16 protein-coding genes are annotated in these 23,565 nt (G+C 59.3%); 14 read left to right on the top strand and 2 right to left on the bottom strand.

The window, feature by feature from the left end:
* Positions 1–14: 14 nt before the first annotated feature.
* The 3 genes from PLH32_05250 (at position 15) to PLH32_05260 (ending at position 3,808) form a co-directional block, all read left to right on the top strand.
* Positions 15–1,118, top strand: coding sequence for a kelch repeat-containing protein (locus tag PLH32_05250; GenBank protein ID HQJ64002.1), 1,104 nt, complete (start codon positions 15–17; stop codon positions 1,116–1,118).
* A 134-nt stretch (positions 1,119–1,252) separates the two neighbouring features.
* On the top strand, positions 1,253–2,572 hold the full coding sequence (locus PLH32_05255; GenBank protein ID HQJ64003.1) for a DUF4270 family protein: 1,320 nt from the start codon (positions 1,253–1,255) through the stop codon (positions 2,570–2,572).
* A gap of 9 nt (positions 2,573–2,581) precedes the next feature.
* Positions 2,582–3,808 carry a hypothetical protein gene (locus PLH32_05260; GenBank protein HQJ64004.1) on the top strand — a complete coding sequence of 409 codons (1,227 nt, stop codon included), beginning with the start codon at positions 2,582–2,584 and terminating at the stop codon, positions 3,806–3,808.
* A 135-nt stretch (positions 3,809–3,943) separates the two neighbouring features.
* Here PLH32_05260 and PLH32_05265 read toward each other — a convergent pair whose 3' ends face one another.
* A complete protein-coding gene (locus PLH32_05265) occupies positions 3,944–6,973 on the bottom strand; it encodes an alpha-amylase family glycosyl hydrolase (GenBank protein ID HQJ64005.1) in 3,030 nt (1,009 codons plus the stop codon).
* Positions 6,974–6,976: 3 nt separating this feature from the next.
* On the bottom strand, positions 6,977–7,897 hold the full coding sequence (locus tag PLH32_05270; GenBank protein HQJ64006.1) for a DUF448 domain-containing protein: 921 nt from the start codon (positions 7,895–7,897) through the stop codon (positions 6,977–6,979).
* A 325-nt stretch (positions 7,898–8,222) separates the two neighbouring features.
* On the opposite strand from PLH32_05270, the gene PLH32_05275 reads away from it, so the two are divergent.
* The 11 genes from PLH32_05275 (at position 8,223) to PLH32_05325 (ending at position 23,554) form a co-directional block, all read left to right on the top strand.
* On the top strand, positions 8,223–9,692 hold the full coding sequence (locus PLH32_05275; GenBank protein HQJ64007.1) for a PAS domain-containing protein: 1,470 nt from the start codon (positions 8,223–8,225) through the stop codon (positions 9,690–9,692).
* Between the two features lie 67 nt (positions 9,693–9,759).
* Positions 9,760–10,776: a HAMP domain-containing sensor histidine kinase gene (locus PLH32_05280; GenBank protein ID HQJ64008.1), complete on the top strand. Its 1,017-nt coding sequence runs from the start codon at positions 9,760–9,762 to the stop codon at positions 10,774–10,776.
* Positions 10,777–10,779: 3 nt separating this feature from the next.
* Positions 10,780–12,270, top strand: coding sequence for a sigma-54 dependent transcriptional regulator (locus PLH32_05285; GenBank protein ID HQJ64009.1), 1,491 nt, complete (start codon positions 10,780–10,782; stop codon positions 12,268–12,270).
* A gap of 413 nt (positions 12,271–12,683) precedes the next feature.
* On the top strand, positions 12,684–13,091 hold the full coding sequence (locus PLH32_05290; protein HQJ64010.1) for a response regulator: 408 nt from the start codon (positions 12,684–12,686) through the stop codon (positions 13,089–13,091).
* Between the two features lie 470 nt (positions 13,092–13,561).
* Entirely contained in the window at positions 13,562–14,842 is a 1,281-nt protein-coding gene (locus tag PLH32_05295; protein HQJ64011.1) for a fibronectin type III domain-containing protein, read from the top strand.
* A 26-nt stretch (positions 14,843–14,868) separates the two neighbouring features.
* Positions 14,869–15,939, top strand: a complete 1,071-nt coding sequence (locus PLH32_05300; GenBank protein HQJ64012.1) for a FlgD immunoglobulin-like domain containing protein — start codon at positions 14,869–14,871, stop codon at positions 15,937–15,939.
* A 52-nt stretch (positions 15,940–15,991) separates the two neighbouring features.
* Positions 15,992–19,588 carry a DUF4038 domain-containing protein gene (locus PLH32_05305; protein ID HQJ64013.1) on the top strand — a complete coding sequence of 1,199 codons (3,597 nt, stop codon included), beginning with the start codon at positions 15,992–15,994 and terminating at the stop codon, positions 19,586–19,588.
* A gap of 34 nt (positions 19,589–19,622) precedes the next feature.
* On the top strand, positions 19,623–20,582 hold the full coding sequence (locus PLH32_05310; protein ID HQJ64014.1) for a polysaccharide biosynthesis/export family protein: 960 nt from the start codon (positions 19,623–19,625) through the stop codon (positions 20,580–20,582).
* 30 nt (positions 20,583–20,612) lie between these two features.
* Entirely contained in the window at positions 20,613–22,073 is a 1,461-nt protein-coding gene (locus tag PLH32_05315) for a GumC family protein (protein HQJ64015.1), read from the top strand.
* A 78-nt stretch (positions 22,074–22,151) separates the two neighbouring features.
* Positions 22,152–22,397 (top strand): helix-turn-helix transcriptional regulator, encoded by a 246-nt coding sequence (locus PLH32_05320; protein ID HQJ64016.1) that lies wholly within the window; start codon positions 22,152–22,154, stop codon positions 22,395–22,397.
* Between the two features lie 14 nt (positions 22,398–22,411).
* Positions 22,412–23,554 carry an AAA family ATPase gene (locus PLH32_05325; GenBank protein HQJ64017.1) on the top strand — a complete coding sequence of 381 codons (1,143 nt, stop codon included), beginning with the start codon at positions 22,412–22,414 and terminating at the stop codon, positions 23,552–23,554.
* Positions 23,555–23,565: the final 11 nt, after the last annotated feature.

The following is a 23,565-nucleotide window of genomic DNA, read 5'->3' on the forward strand; positions in this document are numbered from 1 at the left end:
AAAGAGAGGGTACTATGACCAACGGTTTTCGCGGTCCAAAGGGACTGCACGCTGTCCACTCCCACAATGGATTCCGGGGCGTTCAGGCTCCGGCTGTCGTTATGGCTGTCGCGCTGCTGTCCCTGGCGCTGATCGTCCTCAGCGGTTGCGGCAACAAGAACAACGATAATAAAGAACTCATCGGTAACTGGTATAAGCTTTCCGATTTTGACGGTGTGCCACGCTCCGATGCCGTCGCCTTTGTTATCGGCGGCAAAGGTTATGTCGGCACTGGCTATGATGGCGAAACCCGCCTCAAGGACTTTTGGGAGTATGACCCGCAGCTGAACAACTGGACGCGCAAAGCCGATTTCCCGGGCGCCGCCCGGAATGGAGCCGTGGGGTTCGCGACCTCCACCAAGGGCTATATCGGCACCGGCTATGACGGCAGCAACCGGCTCAAGGATTTTTACGAGTACGATCCCGCCACCGACACTTGGCGTCAGATAGCCGATTTCGGCGGCTCGGCCCGCTTCGGCGCGGTCGCTTTCGCGATCAACGACAAAGGGTATGTCGGCACCGGCGATGACGAAAATTACCTCAAGGACTTTTGGCAGTATGATCCCGCCGCGAATAAATGGACGCAAAAGGTGAGCTTGAGCGGCGCCAAACGGCGCGACGGCGTCGCCTTCGTCATCGACGGCAAGGCCTATGTCGCCACCGGCCTCAATAATGGCACCTACGAAAACGATCTCTGGCAGTACGATCCGGCCAACGACAAGTGGACCAAGAAGAACGCCATCGCCGATGTCTCCAGCCAGGATTTCGACGATGATTATACCAATATCGTGGGGATGGGGAAGGTCGCCTTCGCCATCAACGGCACCGGTTTCATCGCCACCGGCGGTCAGGGCACCGCGGGCACCACCGTCTGGGCCTATAATCCCGTCAGCGATCGCTGGACGCAGAAGACCTCCCTCGAGGCCTCGGGCCGGATCGATGCGGTCGGCTTCGGCATCGGCGATCATGGCTACCTCGCTACCGGGAGAAACGCCAGCTACTATTTCGATGACCTTTGGGGCTTCACCCCTGGCGCCGCCCAGAAGGACCTCGACAAGCCAACAATTCTCGAACCCTGATTTCGGACTGCCGGACCGAAGCTGCCCCGCGCGCTCGTGCGCTGCGGGGCGGTGTCTCCCGGCTCTGGGCGCGCTGACCGCAGCAGCCTGGCTTGTATCCCCGAATCCCTACTTAACTGGATGACGACAGAGATATGACAGTTTTTCCCCGGCTGGCCGCCGGGATGCGCATCGCGCTCTTCTCCTTGCTCCTGGTTACCGCCGCGCTGTTCGTCCTGGCCTGCAGCAAGAATACCACGGAACCCGTTCTGGGCCAAAAGTACATCGAGTCCCAGACCGGTTTGACCGTCATCGATACCTTCAGCGTCCGCCTCTCCACGGTCATCCTGGACACTTTTATAACCTCGGGCACGGGGAGCATGCTGGTCGGCATCTCAGAGGATGACCGCTTCGGCAAGATCTCTAGCACGGCCTTTATGCAGCTCGGCATACCGGCCAGCTATAATGTCAAAGCCGACGACGTCTATGACTCGCTCCGCCTAGTTCTTACCTATGACCAGTACGCCACAGGCGACACCACGGCAAGCCAGAAGATCAACGTCTATCAATTGCGCGAAAAGATCAACCTTCAGGATGAACAGATCAATACCGGAACCGTTGCCCTGGACTACGATCCTGTGTCCATCGGCACCCTGATCTATTCGCCCAGACCGCACTGCATACCGGATACCCTTGTGATCCCGATCAGCGACGCGATCGGCCAGGCGCTCTTCTCCCGGATGCAGGAGAACGCGGCGGATCTCTCCGACGACAGCCACTTTATCGAATACTTTCATGGCCTGATGTTGCAGCCCGATGAGGCCTATCCGGGCGCCATCGTCGGCTTCACAGCCAGCAGCGCCAAGGCTGGCTTGCGGCTCTATGCGAGCCGGAGCGGCCTGGAGCGCGAAAAGATCGTCAACACCTTCAGCCTCTACGACGTCAGTGCCCAGTTCAATTCCATCCACCATGATTTCGCAGCCACCCCGTTCGCCTCGCTGACTGAACAGCGCCATGCGCTCGCCAGCAGCCTGACCGGCGGGTGCTCCTATATTAAGGGCGGCATCGGCGTGGTGATACGGGTCGACTTCCCCACCCTCAGTGAGCTGCTGCTGCGCGAACGCGGCAAGCTTGTGGAAGCCAAGCTCATGCTCGCTCCGCAGAAAAACAGCTACAAGGAGTTTGAACTGCCCTCGCCACTGATCCTGCAGCAGGCCGACAAGCTGAACCGGATTTCCGCCACCCAGATCACAACCGGAATGCTGACCGTCGATGAATTCTACAATGAAGAGACCTATTACACCTTCAACCTAACCGATTATCTGACCAGAGAGCTGGCCGACTCCTGGATTGATCCGGATAAAGGCCTGATCGTTTCTCTGTCCTCCAGCACCCTGAAGAGCAGGTTGGATCGTCTGGTCATCGATGCCGGAAACAAGCGCACCCGATTAAAACTTTATTATCTATCATATTGAGCCCATTCCATGATTAAAAAAACCGTCTTGCTGCTTTTGCTCACGGCCTTGCTGCTGGCGCCTGCTCTACAGGCGCAAACCAAGAATTCGGTCTATTCGATGTTTGGCATCGGCCAGGTGATCGATGACAGCTATGGCATCAACCAGTCCTTCGGCGGCGCCGGGATCGCCTTTCAGTCCGGACGGTTTATCAATCATGCCAATCCCGCTTCTTACCTGGGCGTGCTGCCACATTCTTTTATCGCGGAACTCGGGGCTTATGGCATGCTCAACCGCTCCGAATCGAACCAGTCCAACCAGCATTCCGCCGCGGTCAACATCAACTATTTTTCGATGGGGCTCTATTTAATGGACCGCTGGTCGGCCAGTGCCGGGTTCGTCCCCTATAGCTACATCGATTACGAGATCCACTCGCAGGATGAGATCGGCGGCGAGCTGACCACCTACAAGAAGGTTTTCAAGGGAACCGGAGGAATGAGCAAGGTCTATCTGGGGAATGCCGTTCAGCTGATCAAGGGGGTATCGGTCGGCGCGAATATCGCTTATATCGGCGGACCGATCACCCAGACGGAATCGGCGGCCGCGTCGGGAAGCTTTTCGGGCTATCAGCTCAAAACCGAGCGTTCCGCCTATGGCCTCTGTTTCGACTATGGTCTGCAGGCGTCCGTGCCTCTCCGCGAATGGGTTTATTCGATCGGACTGACCTATGCTCCGGCCAAAAGCCTGACCACGGACAACGAGCGCACTTTTACCTACGACAACAAGACCAGCAAGCTGGAGAAGGACCGCACACAAGATATCCGGCTCCCACAGCGGTTGGGAATCGGCGTGGCCTTGCGGCATGGCAACCGATGGCGTGCGGGCGCCGATTACGAGCTGAGCAAATGGTCAGAGATCGATTTTTCCAACCCGGTGTTGAGCACCCGCAACAGTCAGCGCATTTCAGCCGGAATGGAGTTTGTTCCAGGTGCCAAAGGCAAAGGCGCCGGGATCTTCTCTTGGAGGCTGGGCGGGCGCTACAAGAGCACCTATATGGAGATCAGCGATACCCCGATTGACGCCATGGCTGTCGATCTGGGGATGGGCATCGCCATCAACCCGGTCTTCAATTTTAACCTGACCCTAGAATATGGCCGGGAGGGGACGCTCAGCAGCCATTTGATCCGCAACAACTACCTGGCCTTGTACGTTAACTACTCTCTGCATGATTTCTGGCGCCGGCGCAACTACTACTAGGATTCAGCCAGACCCCGATCGGGCGTTTTCCGCTGGATGACGCGGGCCGGCCGGGCTGGAATTGAATTGCAGCGCCTTCTTTCCATCGCATCGCCCCCCTCATTTTGTCCCGACGCACCTGCACCCTTCAGCACCTCAGCGCACCAGTGCCATCTTGTGCACCGCCACGGCTTCGCCATGACGCAGCCGCAGAATGTAGAGGCCGCTCGGGCAGTTCGCGCCGCTCTGGCTGCGCCCATCCCAGAGTAGTTCATGCTCCCCGGCTGGCATCATCCCATGCCAGATTTGCCGCACCCGCTGCCCCAGTGCATTGAAAATCTCCGCCTCGACCGGCTCCACCACCGGCAGGGCGAAGCGAATGGTGGTACGGCTGTTGAAGGGATTCGGATAGCTGCCGGCGAGATGGAAGCGTTCGGGTGCAACGGCCGGCGTCTGTCGGGCCACTCCGTCAAGATTGGGGAGGAGAAGGTGCTGCTCCCGGGTGGCGATGGTGTAGATGGCCACACCATATGGCGGCAGGCTCACTCGCAGGGTATCGAGATCCGTGCCCCGGATGGATGTTGTGGTACCGGCATAGAGGTCGTTGAGATAATAGCGCCCCCCCGGCCGCAGGGCCTCACTGAAGAGCATCCACTCCGCGGCCTTCAGCGGCAGGGCGATCTCCTGGACCAGAGCGGAGAAATTCATCAGCGCCAGGCCATTCGCGTCGATCCAGGGGCGGGCCATGGCGTAGAGACCGGCTCCGGTCTCCAGAGGGATCTGGACGTTGCGGTCGCTGCCTGTGATCTGGCTGTCGCCGTTGGAGTCCTCGAACTGTGTCCGGAAGGCGGGAAACTGGGCGCGGATTTGTGCCAGCTTTTGGTAATGCGGCGTAAGCAGCGGCGCGTAAAGGCCGCTCCAGTTGATCGTGCCGCGGCGGCGGGCATCGAGCGTGCTGCCGTAAAGCCCCATGCCCGCCTCCTGACCGGCATAGAGCAGGGGGATACCAGTGGCCATGAACACCGCGGTGGACACCGGCAGGGTCTTCTCGCCGCCGCCGTAGCGGAAGATCACCCGGTCCTCATCCTGGTTCTCGAGGAAACGCAGGAAAAAGCTGTTGGGACCCGGGCGATAACCGCTGTTGGTGAGGCGCAGTTGCAGGGTGGCGGGCGCCGGGTAGCTGCTGAGGGAGCCGAAGAGGGTCCAGTCATAGCCCATGTCCATCCCCCCGCCTTTGTCGGCATAATTATCCTCGGTGCCGCTGCCGGTGCCGGCGGTTTCGCCCAGCAGTAGGATATCGGACTTGACGGTGCGCAGAGCGAGACGCAGGGGCTTGTCGAAGGTATTCACGCCGTAGCGGCGGTGCGGCCCCCACCAAACATCGAAGCGGAAACCGTCAATATCGAACTCGCGCAGCCAGTACTTGTAGACCTCGAGCATATAGGTCCGCGCCTCGGCATCGCTCCAGTTCCAGTTGAGCAGGGCATCCGAGAAGCCGCTGTAGTAGACGATTCCGTCGCTGGAGACCGATTGTCCCAGACCATTGGTGTCGTGGGTGATCATCTCATGCTGATAAAAATCGTAATACCGGCTGTATTTGCGGTTGGCCCGGGCATCGAGCGCGAAGGGGTGAGAGCGGCTCGAATGGTTGGGAGTGATATCGAGGATCACCCGCAATCCGACCTGGTGCGCGGTCTCGACGAACGCCTTGAAATCCGCATCGCTGCCGTACACGGGGTCGACATGCTGGAAATCGATGATGTTGTAGCCGACATTGGCGCCTTGATCGATGATGCCCTCGACATCCATCACCGGCAGCACCCAGATCACATTGAAACCTAGGGCCTTGATATAGTCGAGTCGCGGGATGGCGTCGGCGATCCGGCCGCTGGCCGTGAAGGCCTTGAAGAAGAGGCAATAGATGCGGGCGTCCCGCACCCACTGCGGCGCTGTGGCCAGGTTCGGCAGCACCACCGTGCTGTCGCTGCGCAAAGTGAAGAAGGTTTCGGCGCTGCCGCTGAAACCATCGGCGTCGGTCGCGGTCAGCTTCAAGCTGTAATCGCCGGGAAACGACGGCGGATCGATCTCGTGGACCAGTTCGCTGCTGCCATCGAGCCCCGGCAGCGGCGCCGGATTGAGCGCCGAGGTGGTCCAGCGGTAGGTCATGGTCTTGTTCTGCGGATCGCGGGCACTGCCGGTGATTTTGATCCGGTCGCCGCTGCGCGTCAGGGAGATGCCGGGAACCGGCGCCTGCGGCAAAGGATAACGCAGCCGCAGGGTATCGCTGTAGATAATCCCTCCTGAAATCTCGTTTAGGCTGACGACAAAGGCATTTTCGCCGCGGGCGCAGGTGACCGTACGGCTGTATTCGCCATCCGGCTCGGGGAGCAGCGTGACCGGGCTCTTGCCGGACTGCATGAACGAGAGCGACTTGATCTCCGTAAAACTACGGTTAACCCGCCAGCGGATGGTCCGTTCGGAAGCGAAAAGAGAGTCGCAGGAGGGGGTCATGAAAAAGAGATCGCCGGTCAGGGTGGAAAAACGGGTGGAGCCCTCGACCGTAGCACCGCTGCGGCTGACCAGCCGGATGCGGACGGCATGCTCGCCGTTTTGCAGGCGGGGCAGCGGGTAGCGGATCAACCCCAGCGTCGGCAGGTAACAGGATTCAAGGGTGGTCGACACGGTCCCGTCGATGGCGATCGTGGAGGCGGACGGCAGCAGAGAGTCGCCCGCGGCGGCAAAGGCGCCGGCGGTCAGCCAAGCGCGTTCGTCCGTGACCAGAGCGCCCGCAGCCGGAGAAACCTCGAAGAGCATCAACGGCTCTGGGATGAGCACCGAATTGTTGTTGTCGCCGGTATTGATCAGCGGATTGAGCGGATCAGAAAGCCATTGCCAGGAAGACCCTGAGGCATTGAGATGCTCGTGGAATTTATAATTGTAGGTCGTACCGACCGCGAGTTGTACCTGCTTGACGTAACAGCCAAGGCTGTCGACCCAGCTCATCTGCGAGGGCGCCCCGACGGTGATGACGCCGCTGGCATTGGGACCCCAGTTATTGAAGGTGCCGGGCACAAAGGCACGCTGCACGGTGGCGGCTGTCGGATAATGACGGAAGGTGACGGTGATGGCGGCGGGCGCTGCGGCCGTGGCCAGCACCAGCAGGAGGAAGAGCGTGAGACGTTTCATGGATTAATCACTTTCGTAGGCGAGAGATGAGGGGCACCAGAGGGCGACCGGGCATTCGGCGCAGCGGGGCTTGCGCGCCTGGCAGATGGTCCGGCCCAGTTTGAGCAGGTTCATGTGCAGCGAATAGCTTTTCCCCCGCGGAACAAGGGGCTGCATGAGCGCATGAGTTTTTTCGGCGCTGACTTTTTGCGGCACCAGCCCAAGCCGCCGGCAGATGCGGTGGACATGGGTGTCGACCGGGAATACATCTGCGCCGCAGCTGACCATCAGCACCACGCTTATGGTCTTGATGCCGACGCCCTTGAGCTGCAGGAAGGCCTCCCGGACCGCATGTGGGTCCTGGTCGCAGAGAAAGTCCAGATCGAAGGTTCCGTATGTGGCGTGAATCCAACGCAGGATGTCGCGGATGCGGACGCTCTTCTGGTTGGCCAGACCGGCCGGCCGGATTGCTTCGGCGATGTGTACCGCTGTGGCGCGGCTTACGGCCTCCCAGTCGGGGAAGGCCTGCCGCAGCCGGGCAAAAGCCTGGTCGCGATTGCGGTCATTGGTGGACTGGGAGAGCACTGTAAGAATCAATGTATCGAGCAGGGTGTCGCCGGAACGCCAGCGGGGTTCGCCAAAGGCCTCCTCGAGCCGTGCCGTGATCAGGGCGGTCCGCCGCCCCGGCCGAATGGCGGCGATCCAGGCACGGCGCGCGGCAGGGAAACCCGGCTTCAGCCCTGCCGTTGCGGCAGGGGGGATGGCGGTGCGAAAAGCCCGCGAGAACGCCCGGGTAGACAGCGCGGACTCAAGACAGGCGGGGGAGGGGCAGAGATGACAGCCCCGCCCGGGGCGCTCATGCTGAGGATCGAAGCACACCGCGCCCTGATCATCGCGGACCAGGCGCAGCAGCCTATCGGCGGGTTTGGCACTGCGGCAGCCGATGCATGTGCGGACAGGATGATGGCGGTTAGACTCCAGAGGATCTCCTTGTTATCTGGTGTCAAGTTAGCGTATTTTCCGGCTAAATTCAAGTAAAAAGCAGTTGGAGAGATCCCTTGCAGGGGATGGGACATGAATGTCACAAATATGACGAAATTATAAAATATTTAATAAAAATATAATAATTTTGTTGCATCAATGGGGCACTTTTGCTATATTGAAGTGGGACAATCAGGTAACAGCTTCTCATGCCCCAGGCAAGGCGTTCGCAGACCAGACATCAGACGGGCAGCGGTGCGGTTCGGTTTCGGAGCGATGATCGGTAGAGATGGATTCTCAGACGAACGCTACTCCTTTTCTGCAATTGCTTGCGGCCCAGGCGCTCTCGCGCATGGCGATCGGGGTGATTCTCACCGACCGCGACGGCCGGATCCAGTGGGTCAACGACCGGCAGCAATGGTTCACCGGCGTCCCGCCCCAGGGACTGATCGGATACTCCCTTTTTGAACATCCCGGGCTTTTTTTTGAGGCCCTGCATGATGCCCTCCAGTTCACCCTGGTCAAGGGCAAAGTGCGGCAGATTGTTCTGCGCCAGCACCGCCTTCACTGCCGCATCGAGGTTTCGCCCCTCACCCTCGAGGGCCGGCTCCTGGGTGCAGCGGTCTGCTTTTACGAGATGGAGACCGCCGCTGCGGAATCAGCCGCCGAGGATCCGCTAACTCAGTTGGTCGCTGATGAGCAACGGGCGATGGTGCGCTTGCTTTCCTCGTTGCTGGATGTCCTGCCGCTCGCTGTGGCCGCAGTGACCCGGGACGGCGGCGTCTTGTATACCAATACGCCTTGGCGCTCAGCCTTTGCCGGCGACGTCTTGGACCGGCCCCTGGCGGCGATGCTCCCTGCGGCGGCCCGGAGTGAGGTGGAAGAGGCGCTACAGGCTTGCTTCCGGGAGGGGCGCGGCCGGCTGGCCGGCAGTCGGGCGCAAGGCGCAGCCCGTCTGTTTTGGGTCGCCCCCCTTCAAGCCAATCCCGAGCTGACTCTCGGCCTGGTGGCCGCCCTCCCTGAATGGGCTGAGGCCGGCACAAGCCGGGATCACCCGGCTCTGCCAGTGACCCACCTCGGCCAACTGGTCTCGCAGATTGTGCACGATATCCGCAATCCCCTGACCGCGCTGAAATGCCAGATCGAGGTGTTACGCGACAAAAAGCTGTACGAGCCCGGAGGGGAGCATGTATTCCAGGAGACGATCGATCTCTTCGATAAGGAGGTCCGTGAGATCATCACCATTCTCGAGGAGATCGAACCCATCGGCGGCGGCGAACCGGGCGCAACCGACTCCTATACCCTCAGCGAGTTGGTGAAGAACGCACACTTTGTGGCCGAATGGCGCCGTCCCTGCAAGGAGGTCCACATCGCTCTTGAGCTGCCCGAGGATCTGCCGTCGATTACCTGCGACGGCGTTCGCTTCCAGAAAGCGCTCACCGGCTTGCTGCTCGAAGCGCTCGATCAGGCCGGAGCAGCGGGACGGGTCGCCCTCAGGGTCCACACCCGGGATGACGGAGCGATCGGCCTACGGCTGCTCCATAGCGCCGCCCGGATGGAGAACAAGCCATCACGGGGGCCCTCCCCGGGGGGGCGCACCTGCAATCTTCGTCTCGCCATGGCCTATGCTGTAATCGTCGAACTGGGCGGCACGCTGGAGATCCGCCGGCACGAGAGCGGCGAAACGGAAATTGCCATCACCCTCCCCGCAGTCACGCAAACGCCCATGGAGCCGCTCGGGGCCGCCCCGATCTGCTGAAGCAGATCGGGTATCTGCAGCCCCCGACATCGCATCCCTGTTTTGTGAGGAAGAATTGAAAGAGAAGGTGCAAAAAATATCGGTAGACCGGCAACTGCGCGTCGAGACCTTTTTCGGCGACCTGCTGCAACGCCGCCTCGGCGAGACGCTCAAGGCCGGCCTGGCTTTGCCGCGCCGTCTCCAGGCCATCGGCTGGCGGGAAGCGGCAGAGGCCTTGCAACAGTCGGTGCAGCAGGGCAAGAGCTCCGGGGGAGAGCAGGAGTATGCCTCGCCGCTCTGTACTTTGCAGTGGCAGGTCGAGCCCTGGATCGAAGAGGATCGGGTCCGCGGCGCCTTGCTGACGATCCGGGATATCACCATGGAGAAGCGCCGTCAGCGCCAGCAGGAACTGAATGCGAGGGTGGCGACGATGGCGCAGTTCGCCCATCAGGTGGTGTCGCGGCTTAACAATCCGCTGGCGGCCATTCTCAACCAGATCGGTTGTCTGCTGCTGGAGGAGGACGCCCACCACGACTGGCTGCGGATACGCGGAGAGCTGGCCGCCGTCCAGGAGCAGATCTATTCGCTTTCGCAGCTCACGCAAGCCCTGGATGCCTTTAGGGCAGAGGAGAACGGCAGCGGCAAACTGGTGCAGCTCACGGCTGTTCTTGAAAAGGCCATCGAGGTGAGCCGGCTCCTGACCGTGCAGAAGGGGGTTCTGCTGCGGATGCACGCTGGCCCGGAACCCCTGATCATCTATGCGAACGAGATCTTGCTGGAGCAATGCCTGCTCCAACTCCTGCGCAATGCCATCGAAGCCACGCCGGACGGGGGCGAGGTGATCGTGCGCTGCGAACAGAGCGATGGCATGGCCGCGGTGATTGTTCAGGACAATGGTCCGGGGATGAGCCCGGCGGAGCTGGCCCGCGCCTTGGAGCCTTTTTATACAACCCGGAAGCCCGATCATCTCGGGCTGGGGCTTCCGATCAGCTACAGTATTGCCGCCCAATACAGGGGATTCCTGGAACTGGAGAGCACGCCCGGCAACGGCACGACCGCGCGCCTCTTTTTTCCCATTGCTCGAGGCCTGGTCAAGAAAGGATAGAGAATGAGTGAGAAGCAAGCCAGCGATCGTTCTGTCCTGGTGATCGATGACGATCGCTCGGAGCTGGATGCCCTGGTCCGTTTGCTCAAGAAAAGCCAGTACACGTGTCTCACGGCGATGAACGCGGAGGATGGCATTCGCCTCTTCGCCCGCGAGAGGCCGCTGGTCGTCCTCTCGGATATGCGCATGCCCGCTGGCGACGACGGTATCCGGGTCCTTGAGGAGGTGCGCCGCATTGATCCCGATGCGGTGGTGATCCTCTATACCGGCTACGGCAACATCCCCAATGTGGTCGAAGCCTTTAAAAAGGGGGCTTTTGATTATATTCAAAAGGTGCAGACGCACATCGATATCCTGCAGCCCATCGAGCGCGCCCTGAAATTTGCACGCATGCAGCATGAGAATGCCTATCTGCGCAGCCGCCTGGATCTGACCGACAATACGATCTTTTACGGGGCGGTCGGTAGCACCCCGGCGATGCTCGAGCTTTTCGAAAAGGCGCGGCGGATCGCCCTCACCAACGCTTCGGTCATGATTGTCGGCGAGACCGGCACCGGCAAAGATGTCATCGCACGCGGCATCCACTATCACAGCCAGCGCCGCGATGAGTCCTTCGTACCGGTGGCGATCGGCGCTCTCCCTGACAACCTGCTGGAAGGCGAGCTCTTCGGCCATGTCAAGGGGGCCTTCACCGGCGCCACCATCGACAAACCCGGCCTCTTTGAAGCCGCCGACAAAGGGACAATTTTTCTCGACGAGATCTCGGAGGTCAGCTTCGACCTGCAGCACAAGCTGCTGCGCGTTCTCCAGGATCACAAGGTCCGCCGGCTCGGCAGCCTCAAGGAACGCGAAGTGGATGTGCGCGTTATCAGCGCTACCAATCAGGAGCCCGACCTGCTAGTCCGAGAGAAGCGGCTGCGCGAGGACCTTTTCTACCGGCTGCAGGTCATCCGCCTCTCCATCCCGCCACTGCGGGAACGCCGTGAGGATATCCCGCTGCTCGTCTATCATTTCCTGCGGCAGTACCGCCATTACGGTCCGATCGAAGTCGAAAAGATCTCGAGCGATGCCCTGCTTGCGATGCAGCAATACAACTGGCCCGGCAATGTCCGCCAGCTGCAGCATGCCATCGAACATATGATCGCCATGGCCCAGAAGAGCGAACTCGAGCTCGAGGATCTCCCGGAAGAGATCTTGCCGCGGCAGAAAAAGATGTTTGTTCAGGTGACCGACGACATGGATTTCAAGCAGGCCAAGGCGGTGATCATCGCACAATGGGAAAAACAGTACATCGAGAACCTCCTCGACAAGCACAAGACTATTGCCAAGGTGGCCAAGGTGGCGGGATTGAACCGCAAAACCATCTACCGCCTGATCGAGCATCATCACATCAAGTGGCCGCGCCACAACGCGGCAGCTTCAGAACCCGAGGAAGAAGAGGAGTTTCCGGAGGAGGAGCTGGAGGATGATCTCGCCACTGAGGAGGAGGAATAGCAGGGAGAGGCACCCCGCGCAGCGCGCGGGGTTTTTTATGGCGTGTAACAAAGCTGGTACGATTGCGGCGATGGATGTCCATTAAATGCAACGATTGTAACTATTTGATTAATATAATAATAAAGATTAGCATCGAATGAATTATCTTCACTGGTCACATTTACCGTCGCGCATGTGGCTCTCTCCCCTGGTTCCCTGCGCTCACACTGATATAATTACAGTAAAAACAAGACCAAAAAATCCCGTCGGCAATCTCCAGGTTCTGGCACAATAGTTGTTTATGAGGGAAGTGAAATCAGCTGCAACCCTGCGGGTGTCATCCGTCCGGGCAATGGGGCGGGGGAGAGCTCAGGTCAGGGTTTTGTGCCATCACAACCTAAGACAGGGACTATACGAAAGGTGCAACAGTGACCATGCAAACGACGCGCAAACCGGCCAGGATGGTCGTTGTCGCCACGAGCGATCGCCAGTTGGAGGAGACGCTGCGCGAACAGATGGCGACCGAGTACCGTGTGGAATGCGTCCGGCGCGGTGCAGAGGCGATCCTGCAGATGTTGGAAAAGGAAATCGACCTGTTGCTGGTGGACATTGATATGAACGGACAGATCGGCACGGAGATTCTCCCCGTGATCCGCCGGTTGCGTCCCCGGCTTCCGGTAATTCTCATTTCCGACGATTTCACCTACCGCATCCGCAAGACTGCTGCTGAACAAGGGGTTACCTTCCAAAGCGTCAAACCGCGTTCCTCCAGTGAAGCCCACGAGATTATCAACGTCGTGGACAAGATCATCGCCCATAAAGAGGGATTGCCCATCAATTGAAGTAACGCCCACAATCTTCCGGGTTGATGGCTGCGCACCTGCACCCCGACACTGGTTCAACAGCCACCGCATTCGCGCCGTATCCATGGGATACCGGCTATCAACCCGGCAGACTTATCCCCTCTAGCGCCTCCGTTATCTCTCCATCCCCATTCCGCAGCATGAGACATCAGTGCCACACCCACGCCCCCGCTTTGTCCCTTTCACGCGCTTTAACCAGAAATAAATATTTACTAAACAATTATTAAACCATCCGCGACAGTAATTCTAACATTATTAATATCAATTGGATAAATCTATAGAATCCATTGAAGATTTTATTTTCCGGCCCGCAGCAGAACTTGGCACGACATATGCCTAAGGAGATGCGAATGGTGTCACTCTATCCGGAGCCGATTCAATGTTGGCTGGTGGAGCGGGCGCCGCGATCAGACAAGAGTAGGCCGTGAATAAAGCAGAGGAGTAGATTCATGATTGAACATGCACGTGGTGCCCGTAGTGGCCGTGGCGAGGGTGGACGGGGATGGTATTTAACCCGCATGGTGCGTGCTATCAGCCTGTTGGCGGTAGGGCTGGCGTTTGCCGCCCCAGGGTTTGCCGGCGGATTGCTGGTGACCTGGGATGCGAACACAGAAAGCGATCTGGCCGGCTACCGTATCTATTATGGCGTCGAATCCTCCGTCTATACCCAGATGGTCGATGTCGGCAATGTCACCGCCTATACCCTCCCGGACCTGACTGAGGGGCAGACCTACTATCTGGTCGTCACAGCCTACGATCGTACGGGCAACGAGAGTCTGCCCTCGACCGAAGTGTCCGCAACGGTGACCGCCGCCGAAATTTATATCACGCTTGCTGCGGATGGCATCCAGGTTTACTGGACCGCCCTCGCCGGCGCCGACCGGTATCGCATTTATGCCTCAGGCGATCCCTATTTCACACCTGCGGCGCCAGTCGCCGAGATCACAACCTCCTCCTACAAGGAGACCATCAATTACAAAGCAGTCCCCTTCGCCCGCTATTATGTCGTTGAAGCGCTCACCGGCGGCATGGTGCTGCACACCTTTGACCGGATTGGGGTTTTCAGCCGCGGTCTACGCAAGGGGCAGAACCTGGTCTCGATGCCCCTCATCCCGGCCGACAACAGCCTCAAAGGCATTTTCGGCACCCAGCTGAACGGCGCTCCCAATGCCGGCCAGGCCGACAAAATCTTGAGCTGGAACGGAAGCGATTACGAAATCGCCTGGCTGGTGGAGGGGACCAACACTGCGTATGACGGCAAATGGATGACCCAGGCGGGTGATCAGGAATCCTCTCTGAAGCTCAACCCCGACCATTCGTTCTGGGTGGTCCTGCGCTCCTCCTCGGTTGATACGGTTTTGACCTTCACCGGCAAGTTGAGCCAGGCCGCCAATCGCGAGATCACCATCGTCCAGGGGCCCAATTTTATCGGTACCTGCTATCCTGTCAATGTCAGCCTGGCTCAAAGCGAGTTGGCGGCGGACGGCGTTGTTGTCGGCAGTTCCTCCAGCAGCAAGGCGGACAAGATCATGTGTTGGCTCGGCAGTAAATATGAAGTGGCATGGCTGGTCGGCGGCACCGGAACCGCTTGGGATGGGACGTGGCTCAACGAGAGCGGCTCGGCCTCCACGACCATTCAGTTCAATCCCGGCGTCGGTTACGTGCTGTGGATCAAGGGCAACAATGCCGCCAAGACCTGGACGTATCCCAATCCGAATCGTACTCTTTAATCAGTTTGTCTCAAAGGAGAATGACCATGAAACATCTGACCCTCTCTTTCCGGCTCCTCGCCCTGCTGTTGGGCCTCGCCGCCCTTGGCGCCTGGGCGGGCACCTTCGAAGCCATGTCCACATCCGGCATTCTGGATGTTGACAACACCTTTCTGAAGGGTAATGTCATGAGGATGAGCGGCGACCTCGTCCAACTCATCTGCACCGGTCCGGACGGCGCCATCGATGATCCGGATTCTCTCGGTCGTCCCACCGATGACGACTCCCTGCTCGGGACCACTTTCATCGGCTATGGCTACCCCTTCGAACCCGATCAGGGCAAGTTCAGCATCATCTGGACCCACGATCTGCTGACCACCGGTACGGTCGTCTACATCCGGGCCTGGAACGATTCGGTGGTCGTCCCCGGCCAGCGTATCTATTTTGGCAACTCGGAGCCTTACACCCTGGCTTCCGGCTTCGACAGTCACGATTTCCGCACCTTTGGGATGACGCGCGCCGTCTCGACGCCGGTGGAACTGGCGGCCTTTACGGCGACGGCGTTCCCCGGCGTCAACGAGATCAACTGGACCACCCAGTCGGAAACCAATAACCTCGGTTTCAATTTGTTGCGCAGCACCTCGCCCCATGGCGAGCGGGTACAGATCAACGAGAAACTCATCGAGGGTGCGGTCAATTCCCAAGTGCGCCACGATTATACCTTCAAGGACCATGATATCGTCGACAAGACGGTCTATTACTACTGGCTGGCCGACATCGCTCTGGACGGCCAGATCAACTATAACGGACCGCGGACGGCCGTAGCGGTGGCCAAACCCTCGGAATACCAGCTGGCACAAAACTACCCCAATCCTTTTAATCCGTCGACCAGCATCAGTTACACGCTGAAGGACAATGGGACGGTCAAGCTGGCGATCTACAACATCCGCGGCCAACTGATCCGCTTGCTGGTCAATCAGACCCAGATGGCGGGCCAGTACAATCAGGAGTGGGATGGCCGTGATGAAAATGGCATTGTCGTCCCGACCGGAACCTACATCTACACCCTGGAGATCAACGGATTCAAGGCGGTCCGCCGCATGACCATGGCCAAGTGATGCCCCTGTGGATGGTATGGCGAATGGCACGTATCTGAAATTAGGAGATTTCATGAAGCTGCAAGTGGTGAAACATGGGGTATTGCGAATCGCGGGGATGTCCCTTTGGCTGCTCGCCATGACCTTCCAGGTCTTCGCACAGTCGGGGACCAAGGTGCTGGAAATCGACGATCCGCTCACCAATGCGAAAACGGTCGGCACCCAGCGCGGCGGGACACTGAACAGCTCGGGCTGGACGACCAAAACGGCACTGGATTATATCCAGTATAGCATCCCCACCTGTTCCGCCGGGGAAATTTCTTTCGATGTGAAGGGCATTTATGCCAGCAATGTGGTCTTTCCCAATATAGGCCATGACAAAGCCGGCGTCGAAGTCCCCGGAAGCGAGGATGTGCACTACAACCTCTTCAGCATGTGGGATGAGGACGTGGATGTGAGCTGGTACGGGATCACCCAATGGCATAATCCCTACAAATGCTATATCCACATCTATGGCTACACCCCGGGCGATATTTACAAGTGGGGTCGGATGAAACTGCGTCTCAACGTCGCAGCCTTCAACGGCGGTTATGATGACGATCCCCATTCCTTCGAAGATCCCGCCGTGGGTCCCTTCGCCTGGGATAAAAATCATACCTATCACCACCGTCTGGTTTGGGGTGAGGGCATGATGCGCTGGTATATGGACGATGTGCTGATCAAGACCTGGGATTACTCCTCCTTCGGCGCAGAATATGCCCCTCCGGACCACCGTATCCGCATCGGCTCCGGCATGCTCTCGCGCAGCGGCGGCTTTCAGGTGCCCATCGGCATCGTCTACAGCAACTTTAAATTCTACCGTTACAAAGACCTCACCCCGCCCCAGGTGGTCCGGCTGGATCCTGTGACGACGGGTGAGGGCGTGGCGGTGGATTCCGATATTCTGGTGCATTTCAGCGAGGCGATGAATCCCACGGCGACGGCAGCGGCTTTTTCGATCTCTCCCGCCGCGGCGGGGACGACTAGCTGGGTGGGCAATGCCCTCTATTTCCGGCCATCCGGCCTTTTGCAGTCGAACACGACCTATACCGTGACGGTCACCACGGCGGCCAAGGACAACGCGGGCAATGCGTTGGTGGCGCCTTTCTCGGGCAGCTTTACCACCCGCGCCCTCAACCCCACCACCGTCGGAAAATACGAGGCGATTGACATCACCCTGATCGCGACCGGCCTGACGCCAACGACCAACCGCTATCGTGATGTGACCCTGAAAGGCGTTTTCACGGGTCCGACCAGGACCCTCGAAATCGAGGGCTTTTGGGATCTCGGCGATATTTATAAGGTGCGGATTGCGCCGACCGAAGTGGGGCAGTGGACCTACAAGATCACCAGCACCAACGCCGGCCTCAACGCGACCGGCTCCTTTGCGTGTGTCGAAAGCGGTCTGCACGGTTTCGTCCGCCGCAACCCCAAACGCCCATACAGCTTTATGTATGATGATGGCACCCCCTGGCAGTGGCGCGGCGACACCTCCTGGCGCGGCTTCACCTCGATGCTGCCTTATGAGAGCCGCTGGAAAAGCTACATCGACCTGCGAGCGGCGCAAGGCTATACCGCCATGCAATCCATTGTCGTAAGCTATATCAACGGCCTCGGCTTCTGGAAGAACGAAGGCGGAACCTGTTTTGTTGAGGGCGTCGAAACGAAGGATTATAATCGCCTCAATCCCGGCTATTTCCAATGGATTGACAAGCGCATTGACTATGCACTCAGCAAGGGCATTGTCCCGGTCATCTTTTTTACCTGGGCGCAGGAGTACGCCAAATTCAGCGAAGCCCAGTTCAACCGTTTCTGCCGCTATCTGGTGGCCCGCTATGCGGCCAAGAATGTGATCTGGGTGATTTCGGGTGAATACGAGGAGATCGTTGCCGATTACGGCCGTCCGATCTCCGAATACGAGACCTGGGGCCAGCTGATCTATGCGATGGATCCCTACGACCATCCCATCACCCTGCATCCCTCAGGCCGCGGTACCAGCGCCCCGTTTGCTTCCCTGGCCTGGTCCGGCGCCATCATGCAGCAGACGCCCTATTACGTCCGGGATATCCGCCGGGACCGGATCTACAACAAACCGGTGGTTAACGGTGAACCGCGCTATTTTTACCCGGCCGATGAGGACGAGGGCCCCAATGGACCCAGCCGCGTCGGCTTGTGGGAGATCATCTCAAATGGCGGCTATTTTACCTCCGGTTTTTTCAATACCTATGCCCCGGACAAGGGCGGCTATGACCCCGCCGCCTTGCCGGAAGAGCAGCGCTGGGTCGAGATTCTCAACAAGTTCATGGATACCCTCCCCTTTGCGGAAATGGATCCGCATCCCGAGCTGATCAGCACGGGCAATCTGATGGCCATCCCGGGCAAGTATTACTTCGCCTATAATGGTGTGGGCGGAGCGGTGACCCTCAATCTCTCGGGGTATCTCGGCAGTCTTCCGGCGCGCTGGCTCAATCCGGTGACCGGTGCGGTCAGCGCCGATTTCACGGTCCAGCTTGGCGGCACGACCGCCTTGACACCACCCTTCAGCGGTGACTGGGTCCTGACGATCGGTCTGCAGACCGCAGCCGACACCGTGCCGCCGCTGGCGCCCCGGGAACTGGGCGTCGACAACCTGACCACCCAGAGCCTGACTCTGACCTGGCAGGCCCCGGCGGCCGCTGCAGACGGCGACCTGCCGGTCAAGTACCGCGTCGTGCGCGACGGCGTGGAACTGGCGGTGGTGACCGATACCCGCTATTCGGACGCCAACCTCAAGGAGGCCAAAGAGTATCTGTACGAGGTCTATGCTGTCGATGATGCGGGCAACAATAGTACCAGTGCCGTCAACGGACGCTTTGCCTGTCACGCGGATATCGAGCCGCCCTATCTTTGCCGGGTCTCGGTGGTTGCGCCGGATACGCTGATCGCCTGGTTCTCCGAGCCGGTTCAGGCCGCCTCGGCCACGGCGGTGGGCAATTACCAGATTCTGCAGCAAGTCCCCATCTACTCCGCCATTCTGGCGGCTGATCGCAAGTCGGTCAAGCTGGTGACGGGACAGCACCAGGCCGGCAAGGTCTACACGCTGATCACACGCAACCTGCTCGATCAGGCCAGCGTTCCTAATCGCATGAGTGCGAACAATGCGCGCGGGTACTGGCTGCAGACCGATTATTCGGTGTTGCAGGTCATGCCGTCCCGATACCAGTGGGCCTGGTTGCACACCGGGGATACCTATTATCTTGACCGTACCCTGGCTTTGCTCGATATCCCGGCGCCGCTGCAGAATCTCATCTGGCTCAGGACCGCGAACGATGACCGGCAGATCAGCAGCGCGCTCTATGTCTCTTTCACCATCCCGAAGGCCTCGACCATCTATGTGGCTTTCGATTCCCAGGCAGCAGCTGTCCCCTCCTGGCTCTCGAGCTGGACGAAAACTGGGATGACCATCAAGACCAGCGATACGGCGCCCTTGATGGTTTATGCGAAGGCCTTCGACGCCGGTACCGTGCAATTGGGCGGCAATGGCGGTTCCAGCAGCGGCCGGATGTATGCCGTCCTGGTCAAGCCCAACGAGGAACTGGTCATCGGCAAACGTCCAGCCGTGCCGGGCCGTATCCGGATGATGAGCAATTAATAACACAGTCCTATTGAAAATGCGCGAGGATGAAATGAAAGGAAATCGCATACGCCGGTGGCTGGCTGCCAGCCTGGCCCTCCTCTTCACGGTGGTAACGTCTTCCTGCAGCGTGCGTCCGCATGCCGGCGGGAGCAGCGTGGAGGGCAGTAAGGTGATCGTCGCCGCCGCCCCGGTCAAAGAGAACCGGGTGGAGAAGATCAAAGAACAGAAACGCAGCAAGGTGGTGCAGGCCGACAAGAAGAAAGCGCAAGCCAAACAGCAGACAGCCCGGAAGGAAACGGCCCAGAACAAGGCGCCGGCCGCGCAAACGCAGCTGGCGGCCCAGGCCGAGGCGGTGAGTCCCAACCAGGTCGTGATTGAGCCCCGGGTTGCCTCGGTGCAAGCGCCAGTCCTGCCAATGGTCTACCGGCTCGGTTTCGGTGATGTCCTCGACGTCAAGTTTCTCGCCAGTCCAGAGTACAACGAGACCGTGACCATCCGTCCCGATGGCCGCATCTCCCTGCAGGGTGTGGGCGAACTGGATGCGCTGGGCTTGTCGCCGGCCGCCCTCGATTCGGTGATTACCGTGGCCTACAGCCAGATCCTGGTCAATCCGGATGTCACCGTGATCGTCCGCAATTTCGGCGGCCAGAAATGCTATGTGGCTGGCGAGGTGGAGCATCCGGGGAGCCTGGATATCGCCAAGGACATGACCCTGCTGCGCGCAATCGCGGCAGCGGGCGGCCCCAAGAAGAGCGCCAAGCTGGGAAGCGTCATCCTGATCCGCATGGATGCGCGCCAGCGTATCGAGGCCACGCGTCTGGATCTCTCCTACACCTCCCTGAAGGGGGGCATTGAAAATGACCTGCCGGTGGTGGGCAATGACATCATCTTTGTGCCGCGGACCTTCATCGCCGACATCAATGCAGTCGTGTCGCAGATCTACGATATCCTTCTGCCGCCGTTCGATTCCTGGACGCGGTATTACTACTGGTATCGCGGTTTACGGTGAGCCATCGAACGTTAGCACGAGGAGAGTGCCATGATTCAGTATAGCAAATATGACAGCCCGATGTCGCCGCAAAGCTTCATGGGGGTATTGCACAAGCGTCAGGGCGTGGTGTTGTTCCTCTTTTTCCTCATCGTGGGCGTGATTATCCTGGCCGCCTTTCTGGTGCCGCCGACCTATCGCGCCAGCGCCCGGCTGATGATCAACTATCAGCTCGATATCGAGAAAGAGCATCTGTTGAGCCTTATTCAGGTGCATGACAAGTCCTATTATGAGCGGCTCAGCTCGGAGCCGATCATTCTCACGATGCGCAGTGTGCTTGAACCGGTGGTGACTTCGCTGGGGCTGGACCGCAAGAAGGGTTCTGCGGCCGAGCCAAGTGCGACGGATCGCGACCGCGCCATCGAGCAGTTGGGTATGGAACTCAAAGCGGAGCGCGAAAAGGATTCGAACGTCCTCAAGGTCAGCTATGAAAGCCGCAATCCTGAACTCGCCGCCGGCATCGTCAGCCAGGTCGTCGAGCAGTATGTGAAACAACGGCCTGGGCTGGAGCGCGATGACCGGGACGCCCAGTATTTCGATCAGCAGATCCAGCAGGTCAAGGCCCAAATCAACGAGCTCGAGAAAAAGGGCATGGAGTACAAGGCGCGCGAGCGGGTGCTCTCGGTCGACCACCAGTCCTCCATTCTCTTCGAGACGCTGGCCGATTACGACAAGCGCCTCACCGATGTCCGCGCCAGCCGGCTCTCCAAAGAAGCCCGGCTCAAGGTGATCCGTGAGCAGCTGGCCAAGGGCGGCGAGATCGTCATCCCCAACACCGAAAGCGGCAACTCCGGTGGCCGGTACCTCTACATCAACGAACTCAGCAAGACCCTCCTTGGCCTCGAGATCAAAAAGAGCAGCCTGGAGCAAAAATATACACCGAACCACCCCGAGCTGGCCTCGGTGTTAGCCCAAATCGACGAGAATAAGAAGAAGATCAACCAGGCGGTCCAGGAGCTGATCCAGGGTGAAGAGCTCGATATCAAGGCCAAACAGGCCGAGGAACGGGCCCTTGCCGGGAGCATGGGCCAGGTCGCCAGCGATGTGACCGCGCTTTCGCGCAAGGAATATGAACTCGATAATCTCACCATCGGCATCGATGACCTGAAGTCGGTCTACTCCATGCTGCTGAGGCAGCGCGAGCAAGCCAAGATGGCCGCCAATCGTCAGGAGTACTTGGTATCGGTGAAGGTGTTGGAGGCCGCTTCCGTGCCGCAGCGCCCGGTCAGCCCGAACCGCCCGCTATGGATCGCCCTCGGGCTGGTGCTCGGACTGGTGGTTGCCCTCGGCGTCGCCTTTTTCCTGGAGTATTTCGACCACTCCATCAATAGCGCCGATGATGTCCATTCAAGCCTGGGACTGCCCATCTTGGCCTCCATCGGCAATATCCAGGGGCCCGGCGGCAAGCCCAATCGGCCACCCGCTGGCGAAGATCCTTCCACCACCAGGTAAGCAACGGCAGGATGGCAGCAGAAGCGAACCAACAACGAACCAGCGGAAGCTGTTGACCAAGACAATGGAGATCTGGTTATGAAGAATATGTTGAAAATCAAGCGCTGGGAAGCGGAACTCAAGCAATATGAGTTGGCCTTTCTGCTCGGCTGCAGTGCAACCTATCTTTCGATGGTTGAGAACAACCGGGTCGAGGCGACACAGGAGTTCAAGCGCAAAGCAGCGGAGATTTTTGGCGTCCCGGTCGATGAACTCTTCGGTGCCGAAGTCCATGCCACCCAGGAGATCAGGAAGAAGCAGCTCGAATCGAAATCTCACGATTGATTGAAGAGGATGCCATGTATTTGAAGTATTTCCATCTGCGGGAAGAGCCCTTCTCGACGACTCCGGATCCGCGGTTTCTTTACAAGAGTCCCGTCCACCAGGTGGCGCTGGACCGGATCACCACCTCGGTGGCCAGCCGGCGTGGCATCAATGCGATTATTGGCGAACCGGGCCTGGGCAAGAGCATGCTGATCCGGACGCTGCTTAAGGGATTCAACACCGCTGTGCAATTCGCCTGGGTGTTCAATACGACCATGAATTCCCGCGAGCTGATCCGCTATATCTGCCGCGATTTCGGCTTCAAGCCGAAAGGGGAAGACCTCGGCGATCTGCTGATCGAGCTCTATTCCTTTCTCATTCGCGAATATGAACAGGGCCGCTTTTCAGTACTGATCATCGACGAAGCCCAGAACCTTCAACCCGAGGTACTGGAAGAGATCCGTCAGCTCTCGAATCTCGAAACGGCGAGCCAGAAACTGCTGCAGGTCATACTCAGCGGCCAGCCACAGCTCGATCTCTACCTTAACGATCCGGGGCTCATCCAGCTGAAACAACGCATCAGCCTCAAGGCGACGTTGCACCGGCTCAACGCCGGCGATACCGCCGCCTATGTGCAGCATCGCCTCAAGGTTGCGGGGGCGCGCAAGCAGGAGATTTTTACGCCGGCGGCCCTGCAAAGCGTCTTTGAGATCAGTGACGGGATTCCCCGGCTGATCAATCAGGTTTGTGACAACGCGCTGAGAGCGGCAGCGGAAGAGAAAGTGAAGCAGATTGACGCTGCGCTGGTCCTCGATCTCCTCAATACGGACCGGGTGATGGCAGCCCCGCCCGAACCGGTTGCTGTGCAACCGCGCGCCGGATCCTTCGAATCTGCAGGGGTGGCCGTCCGGCCGCAAGCGGACGTTATACCAGCAGCCACTGCGGTTCAATCCGGCCAGGCGGAGAGAGTGGAGCCGGCATCGCCGGTTGCACCGGCTCCGTTTCCGGAACCGGCTCCCGTCGTGGCGCCGCAGGCGATCCCGACGGGAACGCAAACGGCCGACCGGTCGGTGTTGCCCACTGCCGAAAGGTCGCAGCCGCGGCTGGCCCCGGCGGTGGAACTCGAATTGGTCTCCGGGTTTGACGGGCTCGACCTGGGTGAACTTGCTATTTTTTAGTAAATTATTAA

The organism is bacterium (genome assembly GCA_035419245.1).
GTDB lineage: Bacteria > Zhuqueibacterota > Zhuqueibacteria > Residuimicrobiales > Residuimicrobiaceae > JAKPUX01.